Below are 22,925 nucleotides of genomic sequence, written 5' to 3' on the forward strand. Positions count from 1 at the left end.
CTGATTCGGCAGGTGCTGGACAAACTGCCCCTCAGCGACCGCAACGCCAAGCAGAACAAGGAGATGTTATGAGCAGTCCGTTTATCGAACAGATCAAAGCACGTCGTACCATCTATGCCCTGGGTGACCAGGTTTCCCATACCCCGGAGCAGCTGACCGCCCTCATTCAGGATGCCATCAAGCACAGCCCCTCCTCCTTCAACTCCCAGAGCTCCCGTGCCGTCATCCTGTTTGGCGCCCAGCACCACAAGCTGTGGGATATCGTCAAAGCCGAGCTGAAAAAGATAGTGCCGCCGGAGGCCTTCGCCCAGAGCGAAGCCAAGGTGGATGGCAGCTTCCGCGCGGGCTTTGGCACCGTACTCTTCTTCGAAGAGACCGACGTCATCAAGGATCTGCAGCAAAAATTCGCCCTCTATGCCGACAACTTCCCCATCTGGTCGGAACATGCCACCGGCATCGCCCAGTTTGCGGTCTGGACCACCCTGGCCCAGGAGAAGATCGGCGCCTCCCTGCAGCACTACAATCCGCTGATCGACGAGGCGGTACGCAAGGAGTGGAACCTGCCCGCCAGCTGGCTGCTGCGCGCCCAGATGCCCTTTGGCAGCATCAAGCAACCGGCCGGTGACAAGACCTTTATCGACGACGCTACCCGTTTCCGCGTTTTCAAATAACTGTTGAGAAAGCAAAACGCCCCCGCATTTCGGGGGCGTTTTTATTGCGACATACAGTGTTGATGGCGATGGCTCATGTCAACTGGGAGACCTTGATGATCTCGGCGATGCGACCCAGCATCCGCAGCGAGGTGTGATGCTCGGTGGCATCTGCGGCGGCGCAGGCATCCTCCAGAATGGTGATGGCGTAGTCCCGATCGTGACCATCTCGCGCTGCCGCCTGAATGGCCCAGCTGGTGCTCACCCCGCACAGATAGAGGTGATCGATATGGTTGGCTCGCAGCGCAGGCTCCAGCGCAGTGCCATAGAAGGGGCTGACCCTGGGCTTGGCCAGCACCAGATCACCGGGCTGCACATCGAGGTCTGCATGAAAATCGGTGCCGCTGTCGCAAAGTGAGAGGGCGCCCAGCTGATGGGCCCTGCCAAACATGGGAGAACCCTTGGGTTGCAGTTGATAACGGCTGTCGAAGCCGACCTTGATCAGCACCACCAGCCAGCCGTTGGCGCGGGCATGGGCCAGCGCCTGATTGGCGTGCCCAATGGCATCCTGCTCCAGCACATGGGCTGCAGAGGCGGCGATACGCCCGTCGGGATGGGCGATATCGTTGATAAAATCGATCACCAGCAGTGCCTTGTTCATCACCTTTGCTCCTTCGCGCATTCAGCCCGCGCTATCTGGTGCCTGCCTGTCAAACCAGCCCCAGTGCATAGCGCAGCGCCATCTCCTTGAGCGGGCCTGCTTTGTCCGCCAGATTGAGGGCCAGATTGCGGGCCAACTTGAGGGGGCCAATCTCGTTGCTGAACACCCCATAGAAGAGATCCATCCCCGACTGCATCAGCAGGTTGTCAGGACGACGGCGCCGCTCGTAACGCTCGGCCAACGCCAGCTGATGCCAGTCGGCGCCAGCGCCTTGCAGCAGATCAGCCCAGCAGGCCACATCCTTGAAACCGAGGTTGACCCCCTGCCCCGCCAGCGGGTTGATGGTGTGGGCAGCATCGCCAAGCAGCACCACCCGACCGGCGTGATAGTCGTTGGCGTGGCGGCGCACCAGCGGGAAGCTCCCCTTGCCGGTGACGGTAAAGCCGCCGAGCCGACTCGGGAAGTGGCGGCGCACTTCGGCGGCAAGCCCTTCGTTGCTCATGGCAGCCAGCGCGCGGATCCGGGCCGGGCTGTCATACCACACCAGAGAGCCGTGCTGGCCTGGTAGTGGCAGGAAGGCGCGCGGGCCGCTCGGGGTGAACTGCTGCCAGGTGATATCTTCCTGCGCAAAGTCGGTGTCGATATTGATCAACATGCAGTGCTGGCGGTACTCGAAGCGCGATACGCCGATACCCGCCAGCTTGCGGGTGTGGGATTCGGCACCGTCGCAGGCCAGCACCCAGCGCGCGGCCAGTTCAGTGCCGTCATCCAGAGTCAGCACAGCTTCATCCGCACTCTGGCGCAGGCTGGTCACCGCCGCCGGGGTGTGGGTCTGGATGGTGGGAAAATCCTCCATCCGCTTGAGCAGGGCGAGCTGCACCAACCGGTTCTCGATGATGTAGCCAAGCTGGGGCAGGCCGAGGTCGGCGGCGTTAAAGCGGGTAGCAAAGCCATCCAGCTCCCAGGTCTCCAGCCGGCGATAGGGGCAGAGTCGCATCTGCTGCAGATGGTGCCAGGCACCGGCCTGCTCCAGCAGTGCCACCGAGGCCTGACTGATGGCGGAGACCCGCAGATCCAGCGGCTGCTCCGGCGCGTATTGCTCCGGCAGTTGGGTCTCGATAACCCGCACCGAGAGGCCCTGGGCCGCCAGCAGACAGGCGGTGGCGGCGCCCACCATGCCGGCGCCGACGATGGCGATATCACACTGTTCCATACATTTATTCCTGAAAGGGTGCGTCCGGCGACAGTGCCCGGACCTGAACCGGATGGCTGCATGATAGCGCAAGGGCGCCTGATAAACAGTGAGGCAAATGGGGAATTGCTGCGTCAAATCAAGGAGAAAGCTTATTGAGCTTGCTGGCAACAGGTATCAGGTGAGCACCATTGCCAGCTGGATATTAGCTAGGCAGTATCAAGATTGCGGAGTAAAATGCCCGGTCCTTTGACCCATGCCAAATTCAAAACCAGTCAAGAGTAGCAATGAGCAAGAAACTTCACATTAAAACCTGGGGCTGCCAGATGAACGAGTATGACTCGTCCAAAATGGCCGACCTGCTGGATGCCAGCAATGGCTACACCCTTACCGAAGAGCCGGAAGAGGCAGACGTACTGCTGCTCAATACCTGCTCCATCCGCGAAAAGGCACAGGAAAAGGTGTTTCACCAGCTGGGCCGCTGGAAAAAGCTCAAGGCCAACAAACCTGATCTGGTGATCGGTGTGGGTGGCTGCGTGGCCTCCCAGGAGGGGGATGCCATTCGTCAACGTGCCCCCTATGTGGATATCGTGTTCGGCCCGCAGACCCTGCATCGCCTGCCTACCATGATCAAGCAGGTGCAGGAAGGTCGTGGCGCTCAGGTTGACGTCAGCTTCCCCGAAATCGAAAAATTTGACCGCCTGCCCGAACCCCGTGCCGAAGGGGCCACTGCGTTCGTCTCCATCATGGAAGGCTGCTCCAAATACTGCTCCTTCTGCGTAGTGCCTTATACCCGTGGTGAAGAGGTGAGCCGACCGCTGGACGATGTACTCTACGAAATCGCCCAGCTCGCCCAGCAAGGTGTGCGCGAAGTCAACCTGCTCGGCCAGAACGTCAACGCCTGGCGGGGAGCCACCTTTGATGGCGGCACCAGCAGCTTTGCTGAACTGCTACGACTGGTGGCCGCCATCGATGGCATCGACCGAATTCGTTACACCACCAGCCACCCCATCGAGTTCACCGATGACATCATCGAGGTCTACAAGGACACCCCGGAAGTGGTCAGTTTCCTGCACTTGCCGGTGCAAAGTGGCTCCGACCGTATCCTGACCATGATGAAGCGCCCCCATACCGTGCTGGAGTACAAATCCAAGTTACGTCGTCTGCGTGCAGCGCGCCCCGACATCACCATCAGCTCCGACTTTATCGTTGGCTTCCCGAATGAAACCGATGAGGATTTCGAGGCCACCATGAAGCTGATCGAGGATGTGGGTTTCGACATGAGCTTCAGCTTCATCTACAGCCCACGCCCCGGAACACCGGCCGCCGACATGCCTGACGATGTCGACATGGAAGTGAAAAAAGCCCGTCTGGCCCGCCTGCAACACGCCATCAACAACCATGCGATGCAGATTGGTCGCGCCATGCTGGGCACCACCCAACGCATTCTGGTGGAAGGGCCCTCCAAGCTTGACCCGATGCAGCTGTGTGGCCGCACCGAGAACAACCGGGTGGTCAACTTCGAAGGCCCGCATACCCTGATCGGTGGTTTTGCCGACGTGGAGATCACCGAGGTGCGTCCCAACTCATTGCGCGGCACCTTCCTCCGCGGCGAGAGCGAGATGAACCTGCGGGTGGCCACTGCCCCGAGCGACATTCTGGCCCGTCGTCCGGACAACGTGCCGGATGAGCTGGGCGTTGCCGCCTTTACCCCCCATTAATCCCCTCCTCCCCATTCGCCCGGCGGATGGGGAGCGCCTTGAGACGAGGATATTTTGAGCCGACACATCTCGACCCTGAATCTGCATCTGGAGCCCGCCGACAACCAGCGCCTTGCCAGCCTGTGTGGCCCCTTCGATGACAACATCAAGCAGCTGGAGCGCCGCCTCGGCGTCGAGATCAGCTACCGTGACAGCCACTTCCAGCTGGTGGGCAAACCGGCCCAGCTGGATGCCGCCGCCGTCATCCTCAAGCACCTCTATGTGGAAACCCAGCCCCTCAAGGGTGGCAAGGTGACTGACATCACCCCCGACATGGTCCATCTGGCCATTTCGGAGTCGCGGGTGCTGGAGCAGGATGACGAACCGGCACCGAGCATCCCCTATGGCAAGGAGGTGACGGTCAAGACCAAGCGCGGTCTCATCAAGCCACGCAGCCCAAATCAGGCCCAGTACATCGCCAATATCGTGCGCCACGACATCTGCTTCGGCATCGGCCCGGCCGGTACCGGCAAGACCTATCTTGCGGTGGCGGCGGCGGTGGATGCGCTTGAGCGTCAGGAGATCCGCCGCATTCTGCTGACCCGTCCGGCGGTGGAAGCGGGAGAAAAGCTGGGCTTCCTGCCTGGTGATCTCTCCCAGAAGGTGGATCCTTACCTGCGCCCGCTCTACGACGCCCTGTTCGAGATGCTGGGCTTTGAGCGGGTCGAGAAGCTGATGGAACGCAACATCATCGAGGTGGCGCCGCTCGCCTATATGCGCGGAAGAACCCTCAATGACGCCTTTATCATTCTCGATGAGGCCCAGAACACCACCACCGAGCAGATGAAGATGTTCCTGACCCGCATCGGCTTCAACTCCAAGGCGGTGGTCACCGGTGACATCACCCAGGTAGACCTGCCGCGCAACGCCAAATCCGGCCTGCGCCACGCGCTGGAAGTGCTGCCAGGGGTCGATGGTCTGTCGTTCAACTTCTTCGAATCCAAAGACGTGGTGCGCCACCCGGTGGTGGCCCGCATCGTGCAGGCTTACGAGGCATTCGATGCCCAACAGGCCGCTGCTAAAGCCGCCCACCATTCTGGCAAAGAGAGCACCGGCAAACAGGTCATCGACAACGAAAGTACCAGCAAAGAGAGCGAGCAATGAGCGTCACCCTGGATCTGCAGCTGGCCAGCGCCAGCACTGACGGCCTGCCCACCGAAGCCCAACTGCAAGGCTGGCTCGACGGCACCCTTCTCGGCTTCCAGCAAGAGGCTGAAGTGACGGTGCGCATCGTCGACGAGGCGGAGAGCAACGAACTCAACCTCACCTATCGCGGCAAGGACAAGCCCACCAACGTGCTCTCCTTCCCGTTCGAGGCGCCGCCCGGTCTGGAGCTGCCACTGCTCGGCGATCTGGTGATCTGCCGCCAGGTGGTGGAACGGGAAGCACAAGAGCAGGGCAAGCCCCTCATGGCCCACTGGGCCCACATGGTTGTGCACGGCAGTCTGCATCTGCTAGGTTATGACCATATCGAGGATGAGGAAGCCGAAGAGATGGAAGCCCTTGAGCGCGACATCATGCAAGAACTGGGCTTTGCCGACCCTTATCTGGACGACGAAGAGTAAACCGCGGGATGGTCATCGCCTTGAAACAGGCTGTGCTCATCCTTATATACCTAACAACTTCAAGTGTATCCACGCGAGTAACCAAGAGAGAAAATGGCCGACGATCACCCTAGTACCGGCTCGCCGAAGAAAACCTGGCTCGACAAACTCAGCCAACTTTTCCAGGGCGAGCCAAAAGACCGCAATGATTTGGTCGATGTGATAGCCGATGCGGAAGAACGCGACCTTATCGATCAGGACACCAAGGACATGATCGAGGGAGTACTGGAGATCGCCGATCTTCGGGTACGCGATATCATGATCCCCCGCTCCCAGATGGTCACCATCGAGAAATCCCAACCGGTAGATGCAATCCTGCCGCTGATCATCGAGTCGGGCCACTCCCGCTTCCCGGTGATCAACGAGGACAAGGACCATGTAGAGGGCATTCTGCTCGCCAAGGACCTGCTCCCCTTCGGGTTTGGCGGCCACCATGCCAGCGAGCCGCTACAGCTTGAGAAGATCCTGCGCCCCACGGTGATCGTCCCCGAAAGCAAGCGGGTTGACCGCCTGCTCAAGGAGTTTCGTGAAGAGCGCTACCACATGGCCATCGTTGTGGATGAATTTGGTGGCGTCTCCGGTCTGGTGACCATCGAAGACATACTGGAACTGATCGTTGGCGAGATTGACGATGAGTTTGACGACATCGAGGATGAGCCGGACGAAATCCGCCGCCTCAGCAAGCGGGTCTTCTCGGTGAGCGCACTCACCGAGATCGAGGATTTCAACGACTTCTTCGGCACGAAATTCAGCGATGAAGAGGTGGATACCGTCGGCGGCCTGGTGATGCACGCCTTTAGCCACCTGCCCAAGAAGGGCGAAGAGATTGAGCTGGATGGCTACCTGTTCAAGGTGATGCACGCTGACAAGCGTCGCCTGCAACAGTTGCAGGTGAAGATCCCCGAGCAGCACACGGCAGCGCAATCCGAGCCGCAGTAAACAAATTCGCTCTATATATGAAACAACGCCCCGACCTCGGGGCGTTGTGCTATCTGCAACCGGCATCGAGGCTCGCCGTTGCCCCACTTACAGGTTAAGATACCGGCCATTCGACCCCAGTTGCACCCCAAGACGAGCACAATCGCCCGTGAAATCATCTCCCGTTACATCAAGAATCCTGTTGAGCCTCAGTGCGCTGGCCTGTGGCGCCATCGCTGTGCTGGCCTTCTCCCCCTTCGGCTACTGGCCGCTGGTGATCCCCTCCCTGCTTGGCCTCTACGCCCTGCTGGACAAAGCTACGCCGAAACAGGCTGCTTGGCGCGGTTTTGGCTATGCCATGGGACTCTTTTTGCCGGGACTGTGGTGGATCCATGTCAGCATGACCGAGTTTGGTGGCATCCCGCTACCGGTCGCCTTTGTGCTGCTGACCGGGCTCTCCGCCTATCTGGCGCTCTACCCGACGCTCGCCTGCTGGGCCTTTGCCCGCTTTTTTAGCAGCCGGCACTGGAGCCGCTGGCTGCTCGCTTTTCCGGCCCTCTGGTTGGTTGCTGACTGGCTGCGTGGCTGGGTGATGACCGGCTTCCCCTGGCTCTGGTTTGGCTACAGCCAGATCGACGGCCCCCTCAAGGGCTTTGCCCCCATTCTCGGGGTGCAGGGCATCACCCTTGCTCTGCTGTTCTGTGCTTCCGCTATCTGGCTGGTGTGGAAGTCCCGCTCCCCGCTCTGGCTGGCGGTGCCAGCCCTACTGGTGGCGGGTGCCCACGGTCTGATGCAGCTCAACTGGGTGACCCGTGGCGAGCCGGTCAAGGTGGCGCTGGTGCAGGGCAATATCGCCCAGTCCCTCAAGTGGGATCCGGAGGTGTTGGCCCCCACGGTGCGCGCTTATCAGGACTTGAGCCGCGAGAATCAGGATGCCGATATCATCGTCTGGCCGGAGTCAGCGATCCCGGCGCTCGAGAAGACCATGGGTCCCTATCTGGAAAACCTCGACAAGGCGATGAAGGTGAACGACACCGGCCTGCTGGCGGGGATCATCCACTACGACGAGCAGCAACAGCGCTTCTACAATACCGTGCTCGGCATGGGGGTGCAGGATGCAGATGGCAAGGAGTCCTACTTCTACAACCACCCAAACCGCTACAACAAATACCACCTGCTGCCCATCGGCGAGTTCGTGCCGTTTGAAGATCTGCTGCGCCCCATCGCCCCCTTCTTCAACCTGCCGATGTCCTCCTTCAGCCGGGGCGATGAAATTCAGCCCAACCTGATCGCCAGGGGGCTCAAGTTTGCGGCCGCCATCTGTTACGAGATCATCTTCCCGGAGGAAGTGCGCCGCAACGTCAATGCCGATACCGACTTCCTGCTGACCGTCTCCAACGACGCCTGGTTTGGCACCAGCATCGGCCCCTGGCAACATATGGAGATAGCACGGATGCGCGCGCTGGAGCTGGCCCGTCCGCTGCTGCGGGCGACCAACACCGGCATCACGGTGGCCACCGAGATCGATGGCAGCATCATAGGCCAGATCCCGCAGTTTGAAGCGGGTGTGCTGCGCAGCGAAGTACGTCCAGCCCACGGCGCAACCCCCTACCTGCGCTTTGGCAACTGGCCTCTCTACGGCCTGACTGCTCTGCTGCTGGGACTGGCGCTGGCGCTGCGCCCAAAGGCTCACCCCTGGGCCCGCGAGCTGTAACAGCCATCTGCCATCCACGATAAACATCGAGGCGCCCACAGGCGCCTCGATGTTTATCATGTACAGGAAACTGGCTTAACCACCAGCGGCTTCCAGATGCTCCACCAGCAGCTGCACGCTGCGGTTGCCGCGCCACTCGTTGACGTCGAGCCGGTAGACCAGCCGCACCCGTTTTACCGAGGCATCGGGCCAGCGCTTGAGATCAACCCCGAAGGCGATGGCATCCACCGCGTGGCCGGAATCCGTGGTCAGCATCATCTTGAGGTGCTTCTCCCCCACCAGCCGCTGCTGCACCAGCACGAATTCGCCGTCAAACAGTGGCTCGGGGAAGGCCTGACCCCAGGGGCCGGACGCGCGGATCAGCTCTGCCAGCTCCAGACTCAGTTCATCGGGCAGCAGCTCGCCATCGGTGAGCAGCACCCCGGTCAACAGCTCCGGCGTCACCAGCTCACTAATAACTGCCTCAAATGCCCGACCGAACGCCTCGATATTAGCCTTGGGCAGGGTCAGCCCGGCCGCCATGGCGTGACCGCCAAACTTGCCCATCAGGCCCGGATGGCGGGTGTCGAGCAGTTCGAGTGCATCGCGCAAGTGCACCCCCGGGATGGAGCGGCCGGAGCCCTTGAGCTCGGTCTCGCTGCTTTCGGCAAAGGCAATAACCGGGCGGTAGTACTGCTCTTTCACTTTTGAGGCCACCAGCCCCACCACCCCCTGATGCCACTCGTCCCGGTGCAGCACGATGCCGGAGGGCACCTCGCCGTCGCGAAAACGGATCTGCTCCAGGGTGGCGAGCGCCTCCTGCTGCATCCCCTGCTCGATCTCCTTGCGCTCCTGGTTAAGGCTGTCCATCTCGGCCGCGAGCTGGCGCGCCAGGTTGATGTCGTCGCAGAGCAGGCAGGCGACCCCGAGCGACATGTCGTCGAGCCGGCCCACCGCATTGAGGCGCGGCCCCAGCGCAAAGCCGAGATCGGCGGCGCACAGACGACGACCGTCGCGGCCCGACACGTCCACCAGCGCCTGGATGCCGGGGCGGCAACGGCCGGCCCGGATCCGCTGCAAGCCCTGATGGACCAGAATGCGGTTGTTGCCATCGAGGGCCACCACGTCGGCCACGGTGCCGAGGGCCACCAGATCGAGGTAATCAGCCACGTTGGGGGCGCGCAGCCCCTGACGTTCATACCAGCCGCTCTGGCGCAGATGGGTGTTGAGGGCCGCCATCAGATAGAAGGCGACCCCGACCCCGGCCAGCGACTTGGAGGGGAAGTCGCAGCCATGCTGGTTGGGGTTCACTATCGCGTCGGCGTCAGGCAGTTCCAGGCCCGGCAAATGGTGATCGGTAACCAGTACCTGCATGCCGGCCGCCTTGGCCGCCGCCACCCCGGCGATGCTGGAGATGCCGTTGTCCACCGTGATCAGGAACTCGGCGCCACGGGCCACCGCTAATTCAACGATCTCGGGGGTGAGGCCATAACCGAACTCGAAGCGGTTGGGCACCAGAAAATCGATGTGGCGACCGCCCATGGCGCGCAGGGCCAGCACGCACAGCGCCGAACTAGTGGCGCCGTCGCAGTCGAAGTCACCGACAATCAGGATCCGTTTCTGGGCAGTCAGGGCATCCGCCAGCAGCAGTACCGCCTGCTCCATGCCATGGAGGCGCTGGGGCGGCAACAGCTGGCTGGCGCTGCGCTCCAGCAGGGCAGGATCGGCTACGCCACGGCTGGCGAAGATTTGGCGAAGCAGGGGATGCAAGGTGGCAGGCAGATGAGAATCATCAACTCGCGGACGACGACGAATGTGCAGAGGCATCAAAATTATCCAGTATCTTGAGCAGCTGTTCGGGGCTCTGATACCCGCGCACCAGATCCCCGTCGGAGGAGACCCAGGCCGGCAGTACCTTGACCCCCAACCATTGGCTCAGGCCAATATTTTGGATAAGGGTCTCACTACATGCCGTTTGAGGCAAATAGGCTTTTAACGGATCATTTTGCAGCAGGGGATCGCTACACCAGTCTGTGGCCCGTTCGGCGTGATCAATCACCGGATAGAGTTCTACGCTCACCCCGGATGCCTGCAGCCGTTTCAACGCAGTAGAAAGCTTATGGCGTGCTGCGTCTCGCTCGCCGAGAAACAGTGCCACCCGGTGCCGTTCATTATGGGCCTTGAGCACTACGGGAGCATGGGTCACCTGTGCCAGCCCAAGTCGACGCTGCTCGCGAATGCCCGAGATGGTCAGGTTCTTCATGTCGCGGGTCATATCCAGCATGACCCCCTGCACCACATAATCCCCTTTGGCATCGCTGTAGAGCACCCCCTGTGAGGTGCCCAGCATATACAACCCCGCGATCGGGGTCTTTTCCACCAGATAGATAGGCACCCCTAGCCGGGCCGATATGGTCTGTTTCAAGACTTGGGTATCCATCCCCGCTCTGGCAGCAAATGTGCACAAAAGCATCATGCCCAGTAGTAAATACTTCACTTGTTTACTCACGTGGTATGAATGAATCGCATCGGCAAATTACAGCAGCGGAGCTCGCCATTCAATCTACTATTAACCAAAAAATTAATACCTGGTTGCATCCAAGAAAAATGACGCCTCCCGATTGCCAAGGACTCATAACGCCCGCAAGCTAGTCAGGACGACAGGAACAACGCGGCTTAGCCTCTGTTTTTCCTGACAAGAGTTCGCCCTTTGGCAAGGGTAATCAACGCGCTATCTTGTTTAATTTCGGAGGAAATAATGAGTCTGATTCAAGAGTTCAAAGCTTTTGCCGCCCGCGGCAACGTCATCGACATGGCGGTCGGTATCATCATTGGTGCCGCCTTCGGCAAAATTGTCTCCTCTTTTGTCGGTGACGTGATCATGCCCCCCATCGGCCTGATCCTGGGCGGCGTCGACTTCAGTGATCTGGCTGTCACCCTCAAAGCTGCCGAAGGTACCACCCCCGCCGTGGTCATTGCCTATGGCAAGTTTATCCAGACCATCATCGACTTTCTGATCATCGCATTTGCTATCTTTATGGGATTGAAGGCCATCAACACCCTGAAGAAGAAACAGGAAGAGGAAGCTGCCGCCCCGGCAGGCCCGACCAAAGATCAGGAGCTGCTGACCGAGATCCGTGATCTGCTGAAATCCCAGCAAGGGAAATAAGTGCCATCTCCTGTCGTGTAGAGATAAAAAAACCGCCAGCTGGCGGTTTTTTGTTTTTGGGAGGCCAGCCACTCAGGCTCTGGGGTGGTGCTCACCGTGCAACGCCTTGAGTCGCTCGTTGGCCACATGGGTATAGATCTGGGTGGTGGAGAGATCCGCATGGCCCAGCAGCATCTGCACCACTCGCAGGTCGGCACCATGATTGAGCAGATGGGTAGCGAAGGCGTGCCGCAAGGTGTGAGGGGAGAGTTCACCGTTAATCCCCGCACGCAGGGCGTATAACTTGATGCGATGCCAGAAGGTCTGACGGGTCATCATCTGCGCCCGCTTGGAGGGGAACACCACATCCGAGCTAGTACCACCTAACAACAGGGGGCGCCCCTCCCGGTAGTAGCGCTCCAGCCAGTGCATCGCCTCCTCGCCCATCGGCACCAGCCGCTCCTTGTTGCCCTTGCCCACCACCCGCACCAAGCCTTGACGCAAGCTGACATGCTCGGCAGTGAGCCCCACCAGCTCGGAGACCCGCAGCCCGGTGGCGTAGAGCAGCTCCAGCATCGCCTTGTCCCGCAGCTCCAGCGGATCATCCACCAGCGGTGCACGCAAGAGCGCGTCCACTTCGGCTTCACTCAGATCGGCTGGCAGCTTCTTGGGCAACTTGGGCCCCTCCAACAGTACGGTGGGGTCGTCGCTGCGCAGCTTCTCGCGGTTGAGATACTGGTAAAAACGGCGCAGGGCCGACAAGAAGCGGGCGGTACTGCTCGCCGCAAACTGCTGATCGACCCGCCAGGCGAGGTAGTGCTGGATCTCGTCCATCCCGACTAACAGCAGGGAGCTCCCTTGCTCATCGAGCCAGAGGGAGAACTTCTCCAGATCCGTGCGATAGGAGCTGACCGTATTGTCAGACAATCCCCGCTCCAGCCAGAGGGCGTCGAGGAAGGGTTCAATCAGGGGATGGGGGTCGGGTTTGCTCATGGTGCGCTGCTATCAAAAAACGATAGGTCATTGTAACGTCTCACCTTGCCCGAGGTACAAGTCGCTTCTCCTTGCACTCTCTGGCGATGAAGGTGAGCTTCCAATCTGCTAGACTGGCCCCTCCCTGCAACCTGCCCTAGCGCCAGCAAGAGAAGTACGATGAAGATTGGTCTGTTTTACGGTTCTACCACCTGCTACACCGAGATGGCTGCCGAAAAGATCCGTGCCCTTATCGGCCCTGAACTGGTAGATATCCACAATATCAAAGATGTCTCCCTGCACCTGATGGAGGATTACGATATGTTAATCCTCGGCATCTCTACCTGGGATTTCGGCGAACTGCAGGAGGATTGGGAGTCCAGCTGGCAAGACATCGCCGATCTGCATCTGGAGGGGCGTATCGTGGCCCTGTTTGGCCTTGGCGATCAGCTCGGTTATGGTGAATGGTTCCAGGACGCCCTCGGCATGCTGCACGATCAGCTGGTGCCAAAAGGGGTCAAGCTGGTGGGCTACTGGCCCAACGAAGGGTACGAATTCGATGCCTCCAAGGCACTGATCGACGATGGTCGTCACTTCGTCGGGCTGGCCCTCGATGATGCCAACCAATATGACCAGACCGATCCGCGCATCGAGCAGTGGGTCGAGCAGATCCTGAGCGAAATCCACGCCCTGCTCTGATCTTTCCCACGTTTTGGCAAAACGACCCTGAGCGCCTGGCCCTGGCCGCCGGGCGCAGTTATCGTACCAATTTTCTCAATCGGTATCACAGCGTGATGCTATAGCGACTTTTTTGCACTGTTCTGCAACAATAGACTCGACATCCCATCACAAGCAGAGCCGGATGTCGGAAGCAAACGGACAGACCAGAAAAGGAAATTTTATGACGCCATTCTCCCTGTTGGCCCCCGCCATCGCCCGTGACGTGCTCGACCACGCGCTGGCGCTGGGTGCCGATTTCGCCGAGCTGTTTGTCGAGCGCAAGCGTCGCAGCCAGCTCAGCCTGCTCTCCAGCCAGATAGAAAACATCAGCAGCGGCCTCGATTTCGGCATCGGCGTGCGCCTCTGTTACGGCCACAAGGTGCTCTACGGCTACACCAATCTGGCTAGCCGCGACGAACTGCTGCGTATCGTCACCCTGCTGGCAGCCAAAGACCGCCGCGACCCCGTGGTCACCGCCACCGCCTTCGATTTTACCCACCTGAGCGATCGCAACCCGGTGGCGCGACCGCTGTCGGCCGACAAGCTGCTGGAGCAAAAGATCGCCTACCTGCATGCCATGGACGCAGCGGCCCGCGCCGAGAGTGACAAGGTGAGCCAGTTCTCCGGCAACGTGCTGGGCTGGGAGCAGGAGGTGGAAATCTTCAACAGCGAAGGGCTGCAAGTGGCCGATCGCCGCCACTACAACCGTATCATGGCCCAGACTATCGCCATGGAAGGGAGCGAGCAGAGCGTCGGTTACGAGGCCCCGGGTGCCTTGATGGGCTGGGAGCATGCCGATCGCATCGATCCGCGCGAGCTGGCCCTCACCGCCACCCGTCAGGCACTGGTGAAACTGGGCGCGGCTCCCTGCCCGAGCGGCACCCTGCCGGTCATCATGGAGAACGGCTTTGGCGGCGTCATCTTCCACGAAGCGTGCGGCCATCTGCTGGAGACCACCTCGGTGGCCAAGAAGGCGTCTGTGTTCCACGACAAGATGGGCCAGCTCATCGCCAATCCGGTGGTCAATGCGGTGGATGAAGGCTTGCAGAGCAACGCCTGGGGCTCTATCAACGTCGATGACGAGGGGATGGCGACCCAGCATACCCAGCTCATCAAGGACGGCGTGCTGACCGGTTTTCTGGTGGACAGAATGGGGGCGCTGAAGACAGGTTACGCCCGCACCGGCTCGGGTCGGCGCGAATCCTACAAGTACGCCCCCACCTCGCGCATGCGCAACACCTATATCGAACCGGGCAACCATAGCCTCGACGATATGCTGGCCACGGTGGAACACGGCATCTACGCCAAGAAGATGGGGGGCGGCTCGGTACAGCCCGGCACCGGCGAGTTCAACTTCAACGTGCAGGAGGCCTACCTCATCGAGCACGGCAAGATCACCAAACCGCTCAAGTCGGCCACCCTGATCGGCACCGGCCCGCAGGTGCTCAAAGAGATCTCCATGGTGGGCAGCAATCTGGCACTAGCGGCCGGTATGTGCGGCTCTGTCTCGGGCTCGGTACCCACGTCTGTCGGCCAACCCGCCTTGAAAGTTGACAAAATCCTGGTAGGAGGGAACGCCTGATGAGCGCACTCGATATGAACAACCTGCTCACCCGCCTGCTGGAGAAGGTCTCTGATCTGGGTGCCGAGGCGGACATCATCGCCAATCAGGAGAGAGCCTTCTCCCTCAAGGCAGACAAGGGCGAGCTGGGTGAATACAAGGTCACCAGCAGCCAGCAACTCGGCATTCGCCTGATAAAAGAGGGTCGGGTCGGCATCGCCTACTCGGAATCCCTCGATGAGCTGGCGCTGGATGCCATGCTGCAGGATGCCCTCGATGCCAGCCGCTTTGCCAAGGTAGACGCAGATCAGCACATCTCGGTGGCCAATAGCCGGATCACCACAGATTGCGCCGAGATCAACCAGCCCGATACCACGCCGGTGGAGGAGAAGATCGCTCTGACCCTGCGTCTCGAAGCGCAGATGCTGGCATTGCCGGCCGTCACCGGAGCCCCCTACAACGGCTTCTTTGAAGGTGAGAGCCAGCTCTGGCTCGCCAACAGCACAGGTACCTTCTGCCAGCACGGCGAATTCAGCCTCGGTTGCCACACCTCGGCACTGGTTGAACGTGACGGTCGCCAATCCATGCACTATCAGGGACTCTATGGCCGCCGCTTCGATGAACTCGATCACCACCAGCTGATCGAGCAGGTTTACGCCATTGCCGAAGGACTGCTGCCCGGCGAAGCGGTGCCAAGCGGCCGCTACAGCGTTATCTTCAGCACCAACTGCTTTGCCAGCCTGTTTGGCTGCTTCCAGGGTGTGCTGTCGGGCAAGTGGGCCCAACAAGGGATCAACCCCTGGCGCAGCAAGGTGGGCCAAAGCGTAGCGTCACGTTGGCTCACCCTGGAGAGTCGCGCCTACATGCCCGGCGGCATGAACATCAAGGCCTTTGACGGCGAGGGGGCCCCCACCTCGGATCTGCTGCTGATTGGTGAAGGGGAGCTGAAAACCCTGCTCCACAACAGCGCCACCGCCCGCCACTTTGGTGTCGCCAGCAACGGCTCGGCCGCTCGCGGTGCCCGCAGCGCGCTGGATGTGACCGCCCGCCATCTGGTATTTGGCGCAGGCCCCCACAATGAGCACGAGGTGCAAAGCGGCGACTATCTGGAGCTGGTCAAGCTCGATGGCCTGCACTCCGGGGCCGATGCAGTGAGCGGGGACTTCTCCTTTGGCGCGTCAGGGTTCCTCTGCCGCGATGGCGTTCGACTGCAGCCGGTGCGCGGCATTACGGTAGCGGGCAACTTCTACCGCCTGCTGGGTGAGCTGGAAGCGGTCGGCGATACCTTGCACCACAACGATGGCAAGGGCTTCTACGCCCCGCTGATCCGTTTTGGCGGGCTCTCTGTCGCGGGCAAGTAAACGCCCCGACGAAACCTGCAAGTAAGAAAAAGGCGCCTGATGGCGCCTTTTTGCTCGTTATCTCGTCCGCATTGCTGGCATGACTCAGGGCGCAAGCGGCTCGCGGTGATATTCGGCGCAACCGCATTCGGGGCAGGTATCGAGCTGCTGAGGGTGCAACACGGTATGACGCCAGCCACACTGGTCGCACACCATGATGCCAAGCCCTACCCAGTCGCCCGCCTCATAGGCGCCTTTGTGCTCCAGCTCGTCGGCCAGCTCGCGCCACTCCACCTGGGCGCGGTCGGTCACATCCGCCAGCCAGGACCAGGCGGTGTCTTTGAGGGCCAACATAAAGGCGGACTCTTCTATCTGTTCGTCACTGCGCCCTTCGTCGTAATTGCCAAGATCCCGCTTCACATACTCGGCGATGAGCGCCAATTCGTCTTGGGTCAGGTCGCTGGCCGCCTCCAGATAGGCCTGCACCTTGGCAATCATCCGGTTGAGGCGCTCCCCCTGGAACTCTTCAGTCTCTTGCCACTGCTTTTGCAGCTCGGCAATGAAGGCTTCGTACCCTTTTTGACGTTTGTCCATGGCTATTACTCCTCTACTAAACCCTGATCTGGCCCGGCTTAAGGCCCAAGGGACGCTGGCGGTTGTTGCCGCCGCAGGATATGGGTATTCTATTGCGATTTCCCAGCTGATTTATCTATTCATTTCACAGATCCGGATGTCACCAATGCAAGAGCAATACGTTCCCCAATCAATCGAACCAGCAGTGCAAAAGCACTGGGATGCCAAGAAAACCTTCAAGGCCGTGGAGAAGATAGACAAGGAGAAGTTCTACTGCCTGTCCATGTTCCCCTATCCGTCTGGTCGACTACACATGGGGCACGTTCGTAACTACACCATAGGTGATGTGATCTCCCGTTATCAACGCCTCAATGGCAAGAACGTGCTGCAACCCATAGGTTGGGACGCATTCGGTCTGCCTGCCGAGAACGCCGCGATCAAAAACAATACCGCGCCGGCGCCCTGGACCTACGAAAACATCGAATACATGAAGAACCAGCTGAAGATGTTGGGTCTGGGTTATGACTGGGATCGTGAAGTCGCCACCTGCAAACCGGATTACTACCGCTGGGAACAGTGGTTCTTCACCAAGCTCTACGAGAAGGGTCTGGTCTACAAGAAGACCTCCTCCGTCAACTGGTGCCCGAACGACATGACAGTGCTGGCCAACGAACAGGTGGTCGACAACTGCTGCTGGCGCTGTGACACCCCGGTGGAACAGAAAGAGATCCCCCAATGGTTCATCAAGATCACCGACTACGCCGAAGAGCTGCTCAGCGACATCGACAATCTGGAAGGCTGGCCGGAAATGGTCAAGACCATGCAGCGCAACTGGATTGGCCGCTCCGAAGGGGTCAACATCAGCTTCGCCATCGAAGGTCAGGCTGAGCAGCTGGAGGTCTATACCACCCGTCCGGACACCTTCATGGGCGTCACCTATGTCGGTATCGCCGCCGGTCACCCGCTGGCACTGCAAGCGGCCCAGAACAATCCGGAGCTGGCCGCCTTTATCGAAGAGTGCAAGAACACCAAGGTAGCCGAAGCCGAGCTGGCCACCATGGAGAAGAAGGGCATGGCCACCGGCCTCTATGCCATTCACCCGCTGGATGGCCGCAAGGTACCGGTCTGGGTCGCCAACTTCGTGCTGATGAACTACGGCACCGGCGCCGTGATGGCGGTTCCGGCCCACGACCAGCGTGACTTCGAATTCGCCACCAAATATGGCCTCGACATCAAGGCGGTGATCAAGCCGGTTGATGGCGACGTCGACGTGAGCGAAGCGGCTTACACCGAGAAAGGTGTGCTGTTCAACTCCGGCGAGTTCGACGGTCTCGACTTCCAGGGTGCCTTCGATGCCATCGCCAGCAAGCTGGAAGGGCTGGGCAAAGGCAAGCGCACCGTCAACTACCGTCTTCGCGACTGGGGTGTCTCCCGTCAGCGCTACTGGGGTGCCCCCATCCCGATGCTGACTCTGGCTGACGGCTCCGTGGTGCCGACGCCGGAAGACCAGCTGCCGGTGCTGCTGCCGGAAGATGTGGTGATGGATGGTATCCAGAGCCCGATCAAAGCCGATGCCGAGTGGGCCAAGACCACTTACAAGGGTCAGGAAGCATTCCGCGAGACCGATACCTTCGACACCTTTATGGAGTCCTCCTGGTACTACGCGCGCTACTGCTCTCCGGACTACGACAAGGGCATGCTGGATCCGGCTGCTGCCAACCACTGGCTGCCGGTGGATCAGTACATCGGCGGTATCGAGCACGCCTGTATGCACCTGCTCTACGCCCGCTTCTTCCACAAGCTGCTGCGTGACGCGGGTCTGGTCAACAGCGACGAGCCGTTCAAGCGCCTGCTCTGCCAGGGCATGGTGCTGGCCGACGCCTTCTACTACAAAGACGAGAAGGGCGGCAACGTCTGGGTCAGCCCGACCGACGTCAAGGTAGAGCGTGACGAGAAGGGTCGCATCACCAAGGCCATCGACAACGAAGGCCGTGAAGTGCTCCACTCCGGCATGACCAAGATGTCCAAGTCCAAGAATAACGGCATCGACCCGCAGCTGATGGTCGAGCGTTACGGCGCCGATACCGTCCGTCTGTTCATGATGTTCGCCTCTCCGGCCGAGATGACCCTGGAGTGGTCCGACTCCGGCGTAGAGGGTGCCCAGCGCTTCCTGCGTCGCCTGTGGCGCGTCACCTTCGAACACGTCTCCGGTGGCGCCGTTGCCGCACTCGATGTAGCTGCTCTCACCAACGAGCAGAAAGCGGTACGCCGTGAACTGCACAAGACCATCGCCAAGGTGAGTGATGACGTGGGTCGCCGTCAGACCTTCAACACCGCCATCGCCGCCATCATGGAGCTGATGAACAATCTGGCCAAGCTGGGCAACGACGAGCAGGACCGCGCCCTGATGCAGGAAGCGCTGGAAGCTGTGGTGGTCATGCTCTACCCCATCACTCCGCACATCGGCTTCGAGCTGTGGAAGATGCTGGGCAAGGGCGACGACATCGATCACGCAGCCTGGCCGGTGGCCGATGAAGCGGCCATGGTCGAGACCGAGAAGCTGGTGGTGGTGCAGATCAACGGCAAGATGCGCGGCAAGCTGACCGTGCCGGCCGAGATCAGCCAGGCCGACGTCGAGAAGCTGGCGATGGCTGATGCCTCCGTGCAGAAGTTCACCGACGGTCTGACCGTGCGCAAGGTGATCTATGTACCTGGCAAGCTGCTCAATATTGTCGCTAACTGATCGGTTGCCAACTGATGTCATACCATTTGGCGACCTTGGCTGACTGTGTGGCCACTCATGGGTAACGACATACCGGCCCATGACAGCTCAACATTGTCGCTAACTAATTGGCTGCCAACTGATCATTGCCAATCTGTGACAGCAAACGGATGATAACGGCGGGCCCTGCGCCCGCCGCTTTCCCTTAATGCAAAGAGGATTTTCTATGGGCACCATCTTCACCCGCTGGATGGCCATCGTGCTGGCTGGTCTGCTGCTGCAAGGCTGCGGCTTTCACCTGCGCGGCAACGGCATTCCGAGCGAGCTGATGACCATGAAGGTCGTGGGCGACAACAAGAGTGACTTCTACCGGATGGTTACTACCCGTCTGAAGGCCTCTGGCGTGACCCTGGCCGACAAGGAGGGCATTCCGGTGCTCACTCTGGGCCGCGTAGGCAGCACCAGCCAGGTCGCCTCGGTCAACGCCCTCGGGGTCGATACCGAGTATGTGCTGGGCTTTGGTACCCAGTTCACCATCTCGGTGCCGGGCAAGCCGACTCAGGTCTTCCCCATCAACTTCAACCGCAGCTTCCTCAACAAGCCGGATGCAGCGCTCGCCTCCTCCCGTGAGCAGGAGCAGCTCAACCGCGAAATGCAGGAGCAGGCGGCCAATCAGGTGATCCGCCAGTTGAGTCAGGTCAGCTTCTGATGCGAGTCTTTGGATGAGAGTCTACCCGGAACAATTTGGTGACCACCTCAAAGCAGGGCTTCGGCCCTGCTATCTCGTTTTTGGCGACGAGCCCCTGCTGCGACTGGAGGCCATCGACGCCATCCGTCAGGTCGCCCGCAAGCAGGGTTTCGATGAACGCCACACCTTCGTGGTGGAACAGGGGCTGGACTGGAATCAGGTCTACGATGCCTGTCAGGCCATGAGCCTCTTCTCCGCCCGCCAGATCATCGAGCTGGAGCTGCCCGCCAAGGTGGACAAGGATCTGGCCGCCCGCATCAGCGAAATCGGCAAACAGCTTCATCCCGACCTGCTGCTGGTGCTGAGTGGCGGCCGCCTCAACCAGACCCAGATGAAGGCGGCCTGGTTCGACAAGCTCTACCAGATTGGCACTTATGTACCGGTCAACCATCCGGAGCCCAGGTTCTTCCCGCGCTGGATGAGCACGCGCTTTGCGCGTTTCGGCCTCAAGGCGCTGCCAGATGCCATCAACTTCATGTGCCACGCTTATGAGGGCAACCTGCTGGCCGCCAGCCAGGAGATCGAGAAGCTGACCCTGCTCTCGCCGCCCCAGCCCATCAGCGTCACCTATCTGCAAGAGACCATTATCCGCCACGCCCACTTCACCCCGTTCCAGCTGGTCGATACCCTGCTGGAGGGCAAGGTGAACCGGGCCCAGCGCATTCTGGCCGCCCTGCGGGCCGAAGGGAGCGAGCCGGGGATGCTGGCATGGACCCTCTGCCGCGAGCTGGAGCAGCTGACCGAGCTGTCGCTGGCGATGCGTAACGGCCAGCCACTGGGGGAGCACTTCAGCCGCCTGCGCATCTGGCAGAGCCGCCAGCAGCTCATTCAGCAAGCGCTGACCCGACTGCCGTTCACCAAATTGCAGCAGCTGTGGCAACTGATGGCCCAGCTGGACGATGCCCAGCGCCGCTTCGATACCGAACAGGCCTGGCTGATGTTGCAGACCATTGCCCTGGGCTTTCGTGATGGCACCCCGCTGCCGCTGGTGATGGAGAGCAGTCCGTGCTGAAAACGCCAGCCAACCAGCTGAAGGCCCCTGTCGGTTTGCTGGGCGGCACCTTCGACCCCATCCATATCGGCCATCTGCGCCCCGCCATCGAGGCGCGCGATGCCCTCGGACTGGCCGAGATGCGGCTGATCCCGAACCATATCCCGCCCCACCGCGCCAATCCGTTCTGCTCAAGCGAACAGCGCCTCGCCATGGTCAAACTGGCGGCGGCGGAGAACCGCAACTTTGTGGTGGATGAGCGGGAGCTGCAACGAAACAAACCCTCTTACACCATAGATACCCTGATCGAGCTGCGTCATGAACTGCCCGATACCCCGCTCTGTTTTCTGATGGGGATGGATTCCCTGCTCGGCCTGTCAAGCTGGCACCGCTGGCAGGAACTGCTCGACTATGCCCATCTGGTGGTGAGCGTGCGGCCGGGCTGGCAACCGGATTATCCGGCCGGAGTGGCGCAGCTGCTGGCGCGCCATCACACCACTGAGGCCAGCGCGCTGCATCAGCGTCTGGCTGGCCATATCTGGCTGGCGGACAACCAGCCCATCGAACTGTCAGCCACCCGACTGCGAGCCTTGCTGGATGCGGGACAAGATACCCGCTACCTCTTGCCCGAGTCGGTTGCGCACTATATTGAACAACAGGGGCTCTACCGCGCCAACCGCCGCTAGCCCCTGTCGTAATCCCGCCCCGCCCGATGGGAAACGGGAGTGACCATGATATAATCCGCCGCCCTGACGCAAGTCACCGCGCGACGGAACAGAGGAGAGACTCATTGCAAGGCCAAGAACTGCATGCCTTTATCATCGACAAGATCGATGACATGAAAGGCCGCGACATCATCACCCTCGATGTACGCGGCAAATCCAGCATTACTGATACCATGATCGTCTGTTCCGGCAACTCCAGTCGTCACGTCAGCGCCATTGCCCACCATCTGGCCAGCGAGGCCCGCCATGCCGGGCTCGACCTGCTGAGCGTGGAGGGGCAGCTGAGCGGTGAATGGGTGCTGGTAGATATGGGTTCGGTGATCGTGCATGTGATGCAGGATGAACACCGTGACTTCTACCAACTGGAAAAGCTGTGGAGCGGTACCGCTCAAATGAATACGCAATAAGAGCACAAGTGTAACGACCATGAAGATCCAGTTGATTGCGGTGGGCACCAAGATGCCCGCCTGGGTAGAGCATGGCTTCGAAGAGTATCGTCGCCGTTTCCCCAAAGATATGCCGTTTGAACTCGTCGAGATCGGCGCTGGCAAACGGGGCAAGAATGCCGACATTCCCCGCATCCTGCAAAAAGAAGGGGAAGCCATGCTGGCGGCCGCGGGGCGCTCGCGCATCGTCACCCTCGATATTCCCGGCAAGCCCTGGACCACCGAGCAGTTGGCAACCCAGCTGGAAGCGTGGAAACTCGATGGCCGTGATGTGGCCCTGCTGGTCGGTGGACCGGAAGGTCTCTCCCCCGAGTGCAAGGCCGCGGCCGAGCAGAGCTGGTCACTGTCACCGCTCACCCTGCCCCATCCGCTGGTGCGGGTACTGGTGGCCGAGAGCCTCTATCGGGCCTGGAGTATTACCACCAATCACCCTTATCACAGAGAGTGAACAATGCAGTCCGTTCCTGCTGTTATTGCCCCCAAGGGTCTTGAGGTAAAGGC

At 60.4% G+C, this 22,925-nt stretch carries 22 protein-coding genes; 16 read left to right on the top strand and 6 right to left on the bottom strand.

The annotated features are described in order from the left end of the window. Positions 1-68: 68 nt before the first annotated feature. A complete protein-coding gene (locus tag BN1117_RS05665) occupies positions 69-671 on the top strand; it encodes a nitroreductase family protein (protein ID WP_040095585.1) in 603 nt (200 codons plus the stop codon). A gap of 73 nt (positions 672-744) precedes the next feature. Here BN1117_RS05665 and BN1117_RS05670 read toward each other — a convergent pair whose 3' ends face one another. Both BN1117_RS05670 and BN1117_RS05675 read right to left on the bottom strand, forming a co-directional pair. Beyond that, positions 745-1,311, bottom strand: a complete 567-nt coding sequence (locus tag BN1117_RS05670) for a cysteine hydrolase family protein (RefSeq protein ID WP_040095587.1) — start codon at positions 1,309-1,311, stop codon at positions 745-747. A 49-nt stretch (positions 1,312-1,360) separates the two neighbouring features. After that, on the bottom strand, positions 1,361-2,524 hold the full coding sequence (locus BN1117_RS05675; protein ID WP_040095588.1) for an FAD-dependent oxidoreductase: 1,164 nt from the start codon (positions 2,522-2,524) through the stop codon (positions 1,361-1,363). Positions 2,525-2,790: 266 nt separating this feature from the next. On the opposite strand from BN1117_RS05675, the gene miaB reads away from it, so the two are divergent. The 5 genes from miaB to lnt all read left to right on the top strand — a co-directional run bounded on the left by miaB (position 2,791) and on the right by lnt (position 8,499). Beyond that, positions 2,791-4,224: a tRNA (N6-isopentenyl adenosine(37)-C2)-methylthiotransferase MiaB gene (gene miaB / locus BN1117_RS05680; protein WP_040095590.1), complete on the top strand. Its 1,434-nt coding sequence runs from the start codon at positions 2,791-2,793 to the stop codon at positions 4,222-4,224. A gap of 54 nt (positions 4,225-4,278) precedes the next feature. Beyond that, positions 4,279-5,367, top strand: a complete 1,089-nt coding sequence (locus tag BN1117_RS05685) for a PhoH family protein (RefSeq protein ID WP_040095592.1) — start codon at positions 4,279-4,281, stop codon at positions 5,365-5,367. Then, entirely contained in the window at positions 5,364-5,828 is a 465-nt protein-coding gene (gene ybeY / locus BN1117_RS05690; RefSeq protein ID WP_040095594.1) for an rRNA maturation RNase YbeY, read from the top strand. The genes BN1117_RS05685 and ybeY overlap by 4 nt, the downstream gene beginning before the upstream one ends. Positions 5,829-5,921: 93 nt before the next feature. Next, a complete protein-coding gene (gene corC, locus BN1117_RS05695; RefSeq protein ID WP_040095595.1) occupies positions 5,922-6,806 on the top strand; it encodes a CNNM family magnesium/cobalt transport protein CorC in 885 nt (294 codons plus the stop codon). Positions 6,807-6,954: 148 nt separating this feature from the next. Then, entirely contained in the window at positions 6,955-8,499 is a 1,545-nt protein-coding gene (gene lnt, locus BN1117_RS05700; protein WP_040095597.1) for an apolipoprotein N-acyltransferase, read from the top strand. A 75-nt stretch (positions 8,500-8,574) separates the two neighbouring features. Here lnt and recJ read toward each other — a convergent pair whose 3' ends face one another. Both recJ and BN1117_RS05710 read right to left on the bottom strand, forming a co-directional pair. Continuing rightward, positions 8,575-10,305 (bottom strand): single-stranded-DNA-specific exonuclease RecJ, encoded by a 1,731-nt coding sequence (recJ, locus tag BN1117_RS05705; protein WP_040095598.1) that lies wholly within the window; start codon positions 10,303-10,305, stop codon positions 8,575-8,577. Continuing rightward, positions 10,271-10,918, bottom strand: a complete 648-nt coding sequence (locus tag BN1117_RS05710; protein WP_052441432.1) for a disulfide isomerase DsbC N-terminal domain-containing protein — start codon at positions 10,916-10,918, stop codon at positions 10,271-10,273. Before BN1117_RS05710 ends, recJ begins: the two co-directional genes overlap by 35 nt. A gap of 318 nt (positions 10,919-11,236) precedes the next feature. Here BN1117_RS05710 and mscL point away from each other — a divergent pair, with 318 nt between their 5' ends. Further along, positions 11,237-11,647 (top strand): large-conductance mechanosensitive channel protein MscL, encoded by a 411-nt coding sequence (mscL, locus tag BN1117_RS05715; protein WP_040095603.1) that lies wholly within the window; start codon positions 11,237-11,239, stop codon positions 11,645-11,647. Positions 11,648-11,719: 72 nt separating this feature from the next. Here the strand turns inward: mscL and xerD are convergent, their stop codons facing one another. Beyond that, positions 11,720-12,619, bottom strand: coding sequence for a site-specific tyrosine recombinase XerD (gene xerD, locus BN1117_RS05720; RefSeq protein WP_040095605.1), 900 nt, complete (start codon positions 12,617-12,619; stop codon positions 11,720-11,722). A 159-nt stretch (positions 12,620-12,778) separates the two neighbouring features. Here xerD and fldB point away from each other — a divergent pair, with 159 nt between their 5' ends. From fldB to BN1117_RS05735, 3 genes are all read left to right on the top strand, one after another. After that, positions 12,779-13,297, top strand: coding sequence for a flavodoxin FldB (fldB, locus tag BN1117_RS05725; RefSeq protein WP_040095607.1), 519 nt, complete (start codon positions 12,779-12,781; stop codon positions 13,295-13,297). Positions 13,298-13,499: 202 nt separating this feature from the next. After that, entirely contained in the window at positions 13,500-14,900 is a 1,401-nt protein-coding gene (locus BN1117_RS05730) for a TldD/PmbA family protein (protein WP_040095609.1), read from the top strand. Then, positions 14,900-16,240 carry a TldD/PmbA family protein gene (locus BN1117_RS05735; RefSeq protein ID WP_040095611.1) on the top strand — a complete coding sequence of 447 codons (1,341 nt, stop codon included), beginning with the start codon at positions 14,900-14,902 and terminating at the stop codon, positions 16,238-16,240. Before BN1117_RS05730 ends, BN1117_RS05735 begins: the two co-directional genes overlap by 1 nt. Before the next feature lie 84 nt (positions 16,241-16,324). Here BN1117_RS05735 and BN1117_RS05740 read toward each other — a convergent pair whose 3' ends face one another. Further along, entirely contained in the window at positions 16,325-16,813 is a 489-nt protein-coding gene (locus BN1117_RS05740; protein ID WP_040095612.1) for a zinc ribbon-containing protein, read from the bottom strand. Positions 16,814-16,958: 145 nt separating this feature from the next. On the opposite strand from BN1117_RS05740, the gene leuS reads away from it, so the two are divergent. The 6 genes from leuS (at position 16,959) to rlmH (ending at position 22,872) form a co-directional block, all read left to right on the top strand. Then, positions 16,959-19,535 (top strand): leucine--tRNA ligase, encoded by a 2,577-nt coding sequence (gene leuS, locus BN1117_RS05745; RefSeq protein ID WP_040095614.1) that lies wholly within the window; start codon positions 16,959-16,961, stop codon positions 19,533-19,535. A 205-nt stretch (positions 19,536-19,740) separates the two neighbouring features. Beyond that, entirely contained in the window at positions 19,741-20,223 is a 483-nt protein-coding gene (locus BN1117_RS05750) for an LPS-assembly lipoprotein LptE (protein ID WP_040095616.1), read from the top strand. A gap of 13 nt (positions 20,224-20,236) precedes the next feature. Continuing rightward, entirely contained in the window at positions 20,237-21,274 is a 1,038-nt protein-coding gene (gene holA / locus BN1117_RS05755; protein ID WP_040095618.1) for a DNA polymerase III subunit delta, read from the top strand. Next, positions 21,271-21,939, top strand: a complete 669-nt coding sequence (gene nadD, locus BN1117_RS05760) for a nicotinate-nucleotide adenylyltransferase (RefSeq protein WP_425283254.1) — start codon at positions 21,271-21,273, stop codon at positions 21,937-21,939. The genes holA and nadD overlap by 4 nt, the downstream gene beginning before the upstream one ends. A gap of 104 nt (positions 21,940-22,043) precedes the next feature. Next, positions 22,044-22,385, top strand: coding sequence for a ribosome silencing factor (rsfS, locus tag BN1117_RS05765; RefSeq protein ID WP_040095622.1), 342 nt, complete (start codon positions 22,044-22,046; stop codon positions 22,383-22,385). A gap of 19 nt (positions 22,386-22,404) precedes the next feature. Beyond that, positions 22,405-22,872 carry a 23S rRNA (pseudouridine(1915)-N(3))-methyltransferase RlmH gene (rlmH, locus tag BN1117_RS05770; protein ID WP_005335166.1) on the top strand — a complete coding sequence of 156 codons (468 nt, stop codon included), beginning with the start codon at positions 22,405-22,407 and terminating at the stop codon, positions 22,870-22,872. The last annotated feature ends 53 nt before the right edge of the window (positions 22,873-22,925 follow it).

This window comes from Aeromonas australiensis, from assembly GCF_000819725.1.
Taxonomy (GTDB): Bacteria; Pseudomonadota; Gammaproteobacteria; order Enterobacterales; family Aeromonadaceae; genus Aeromonas; species Aeromonas australiensis.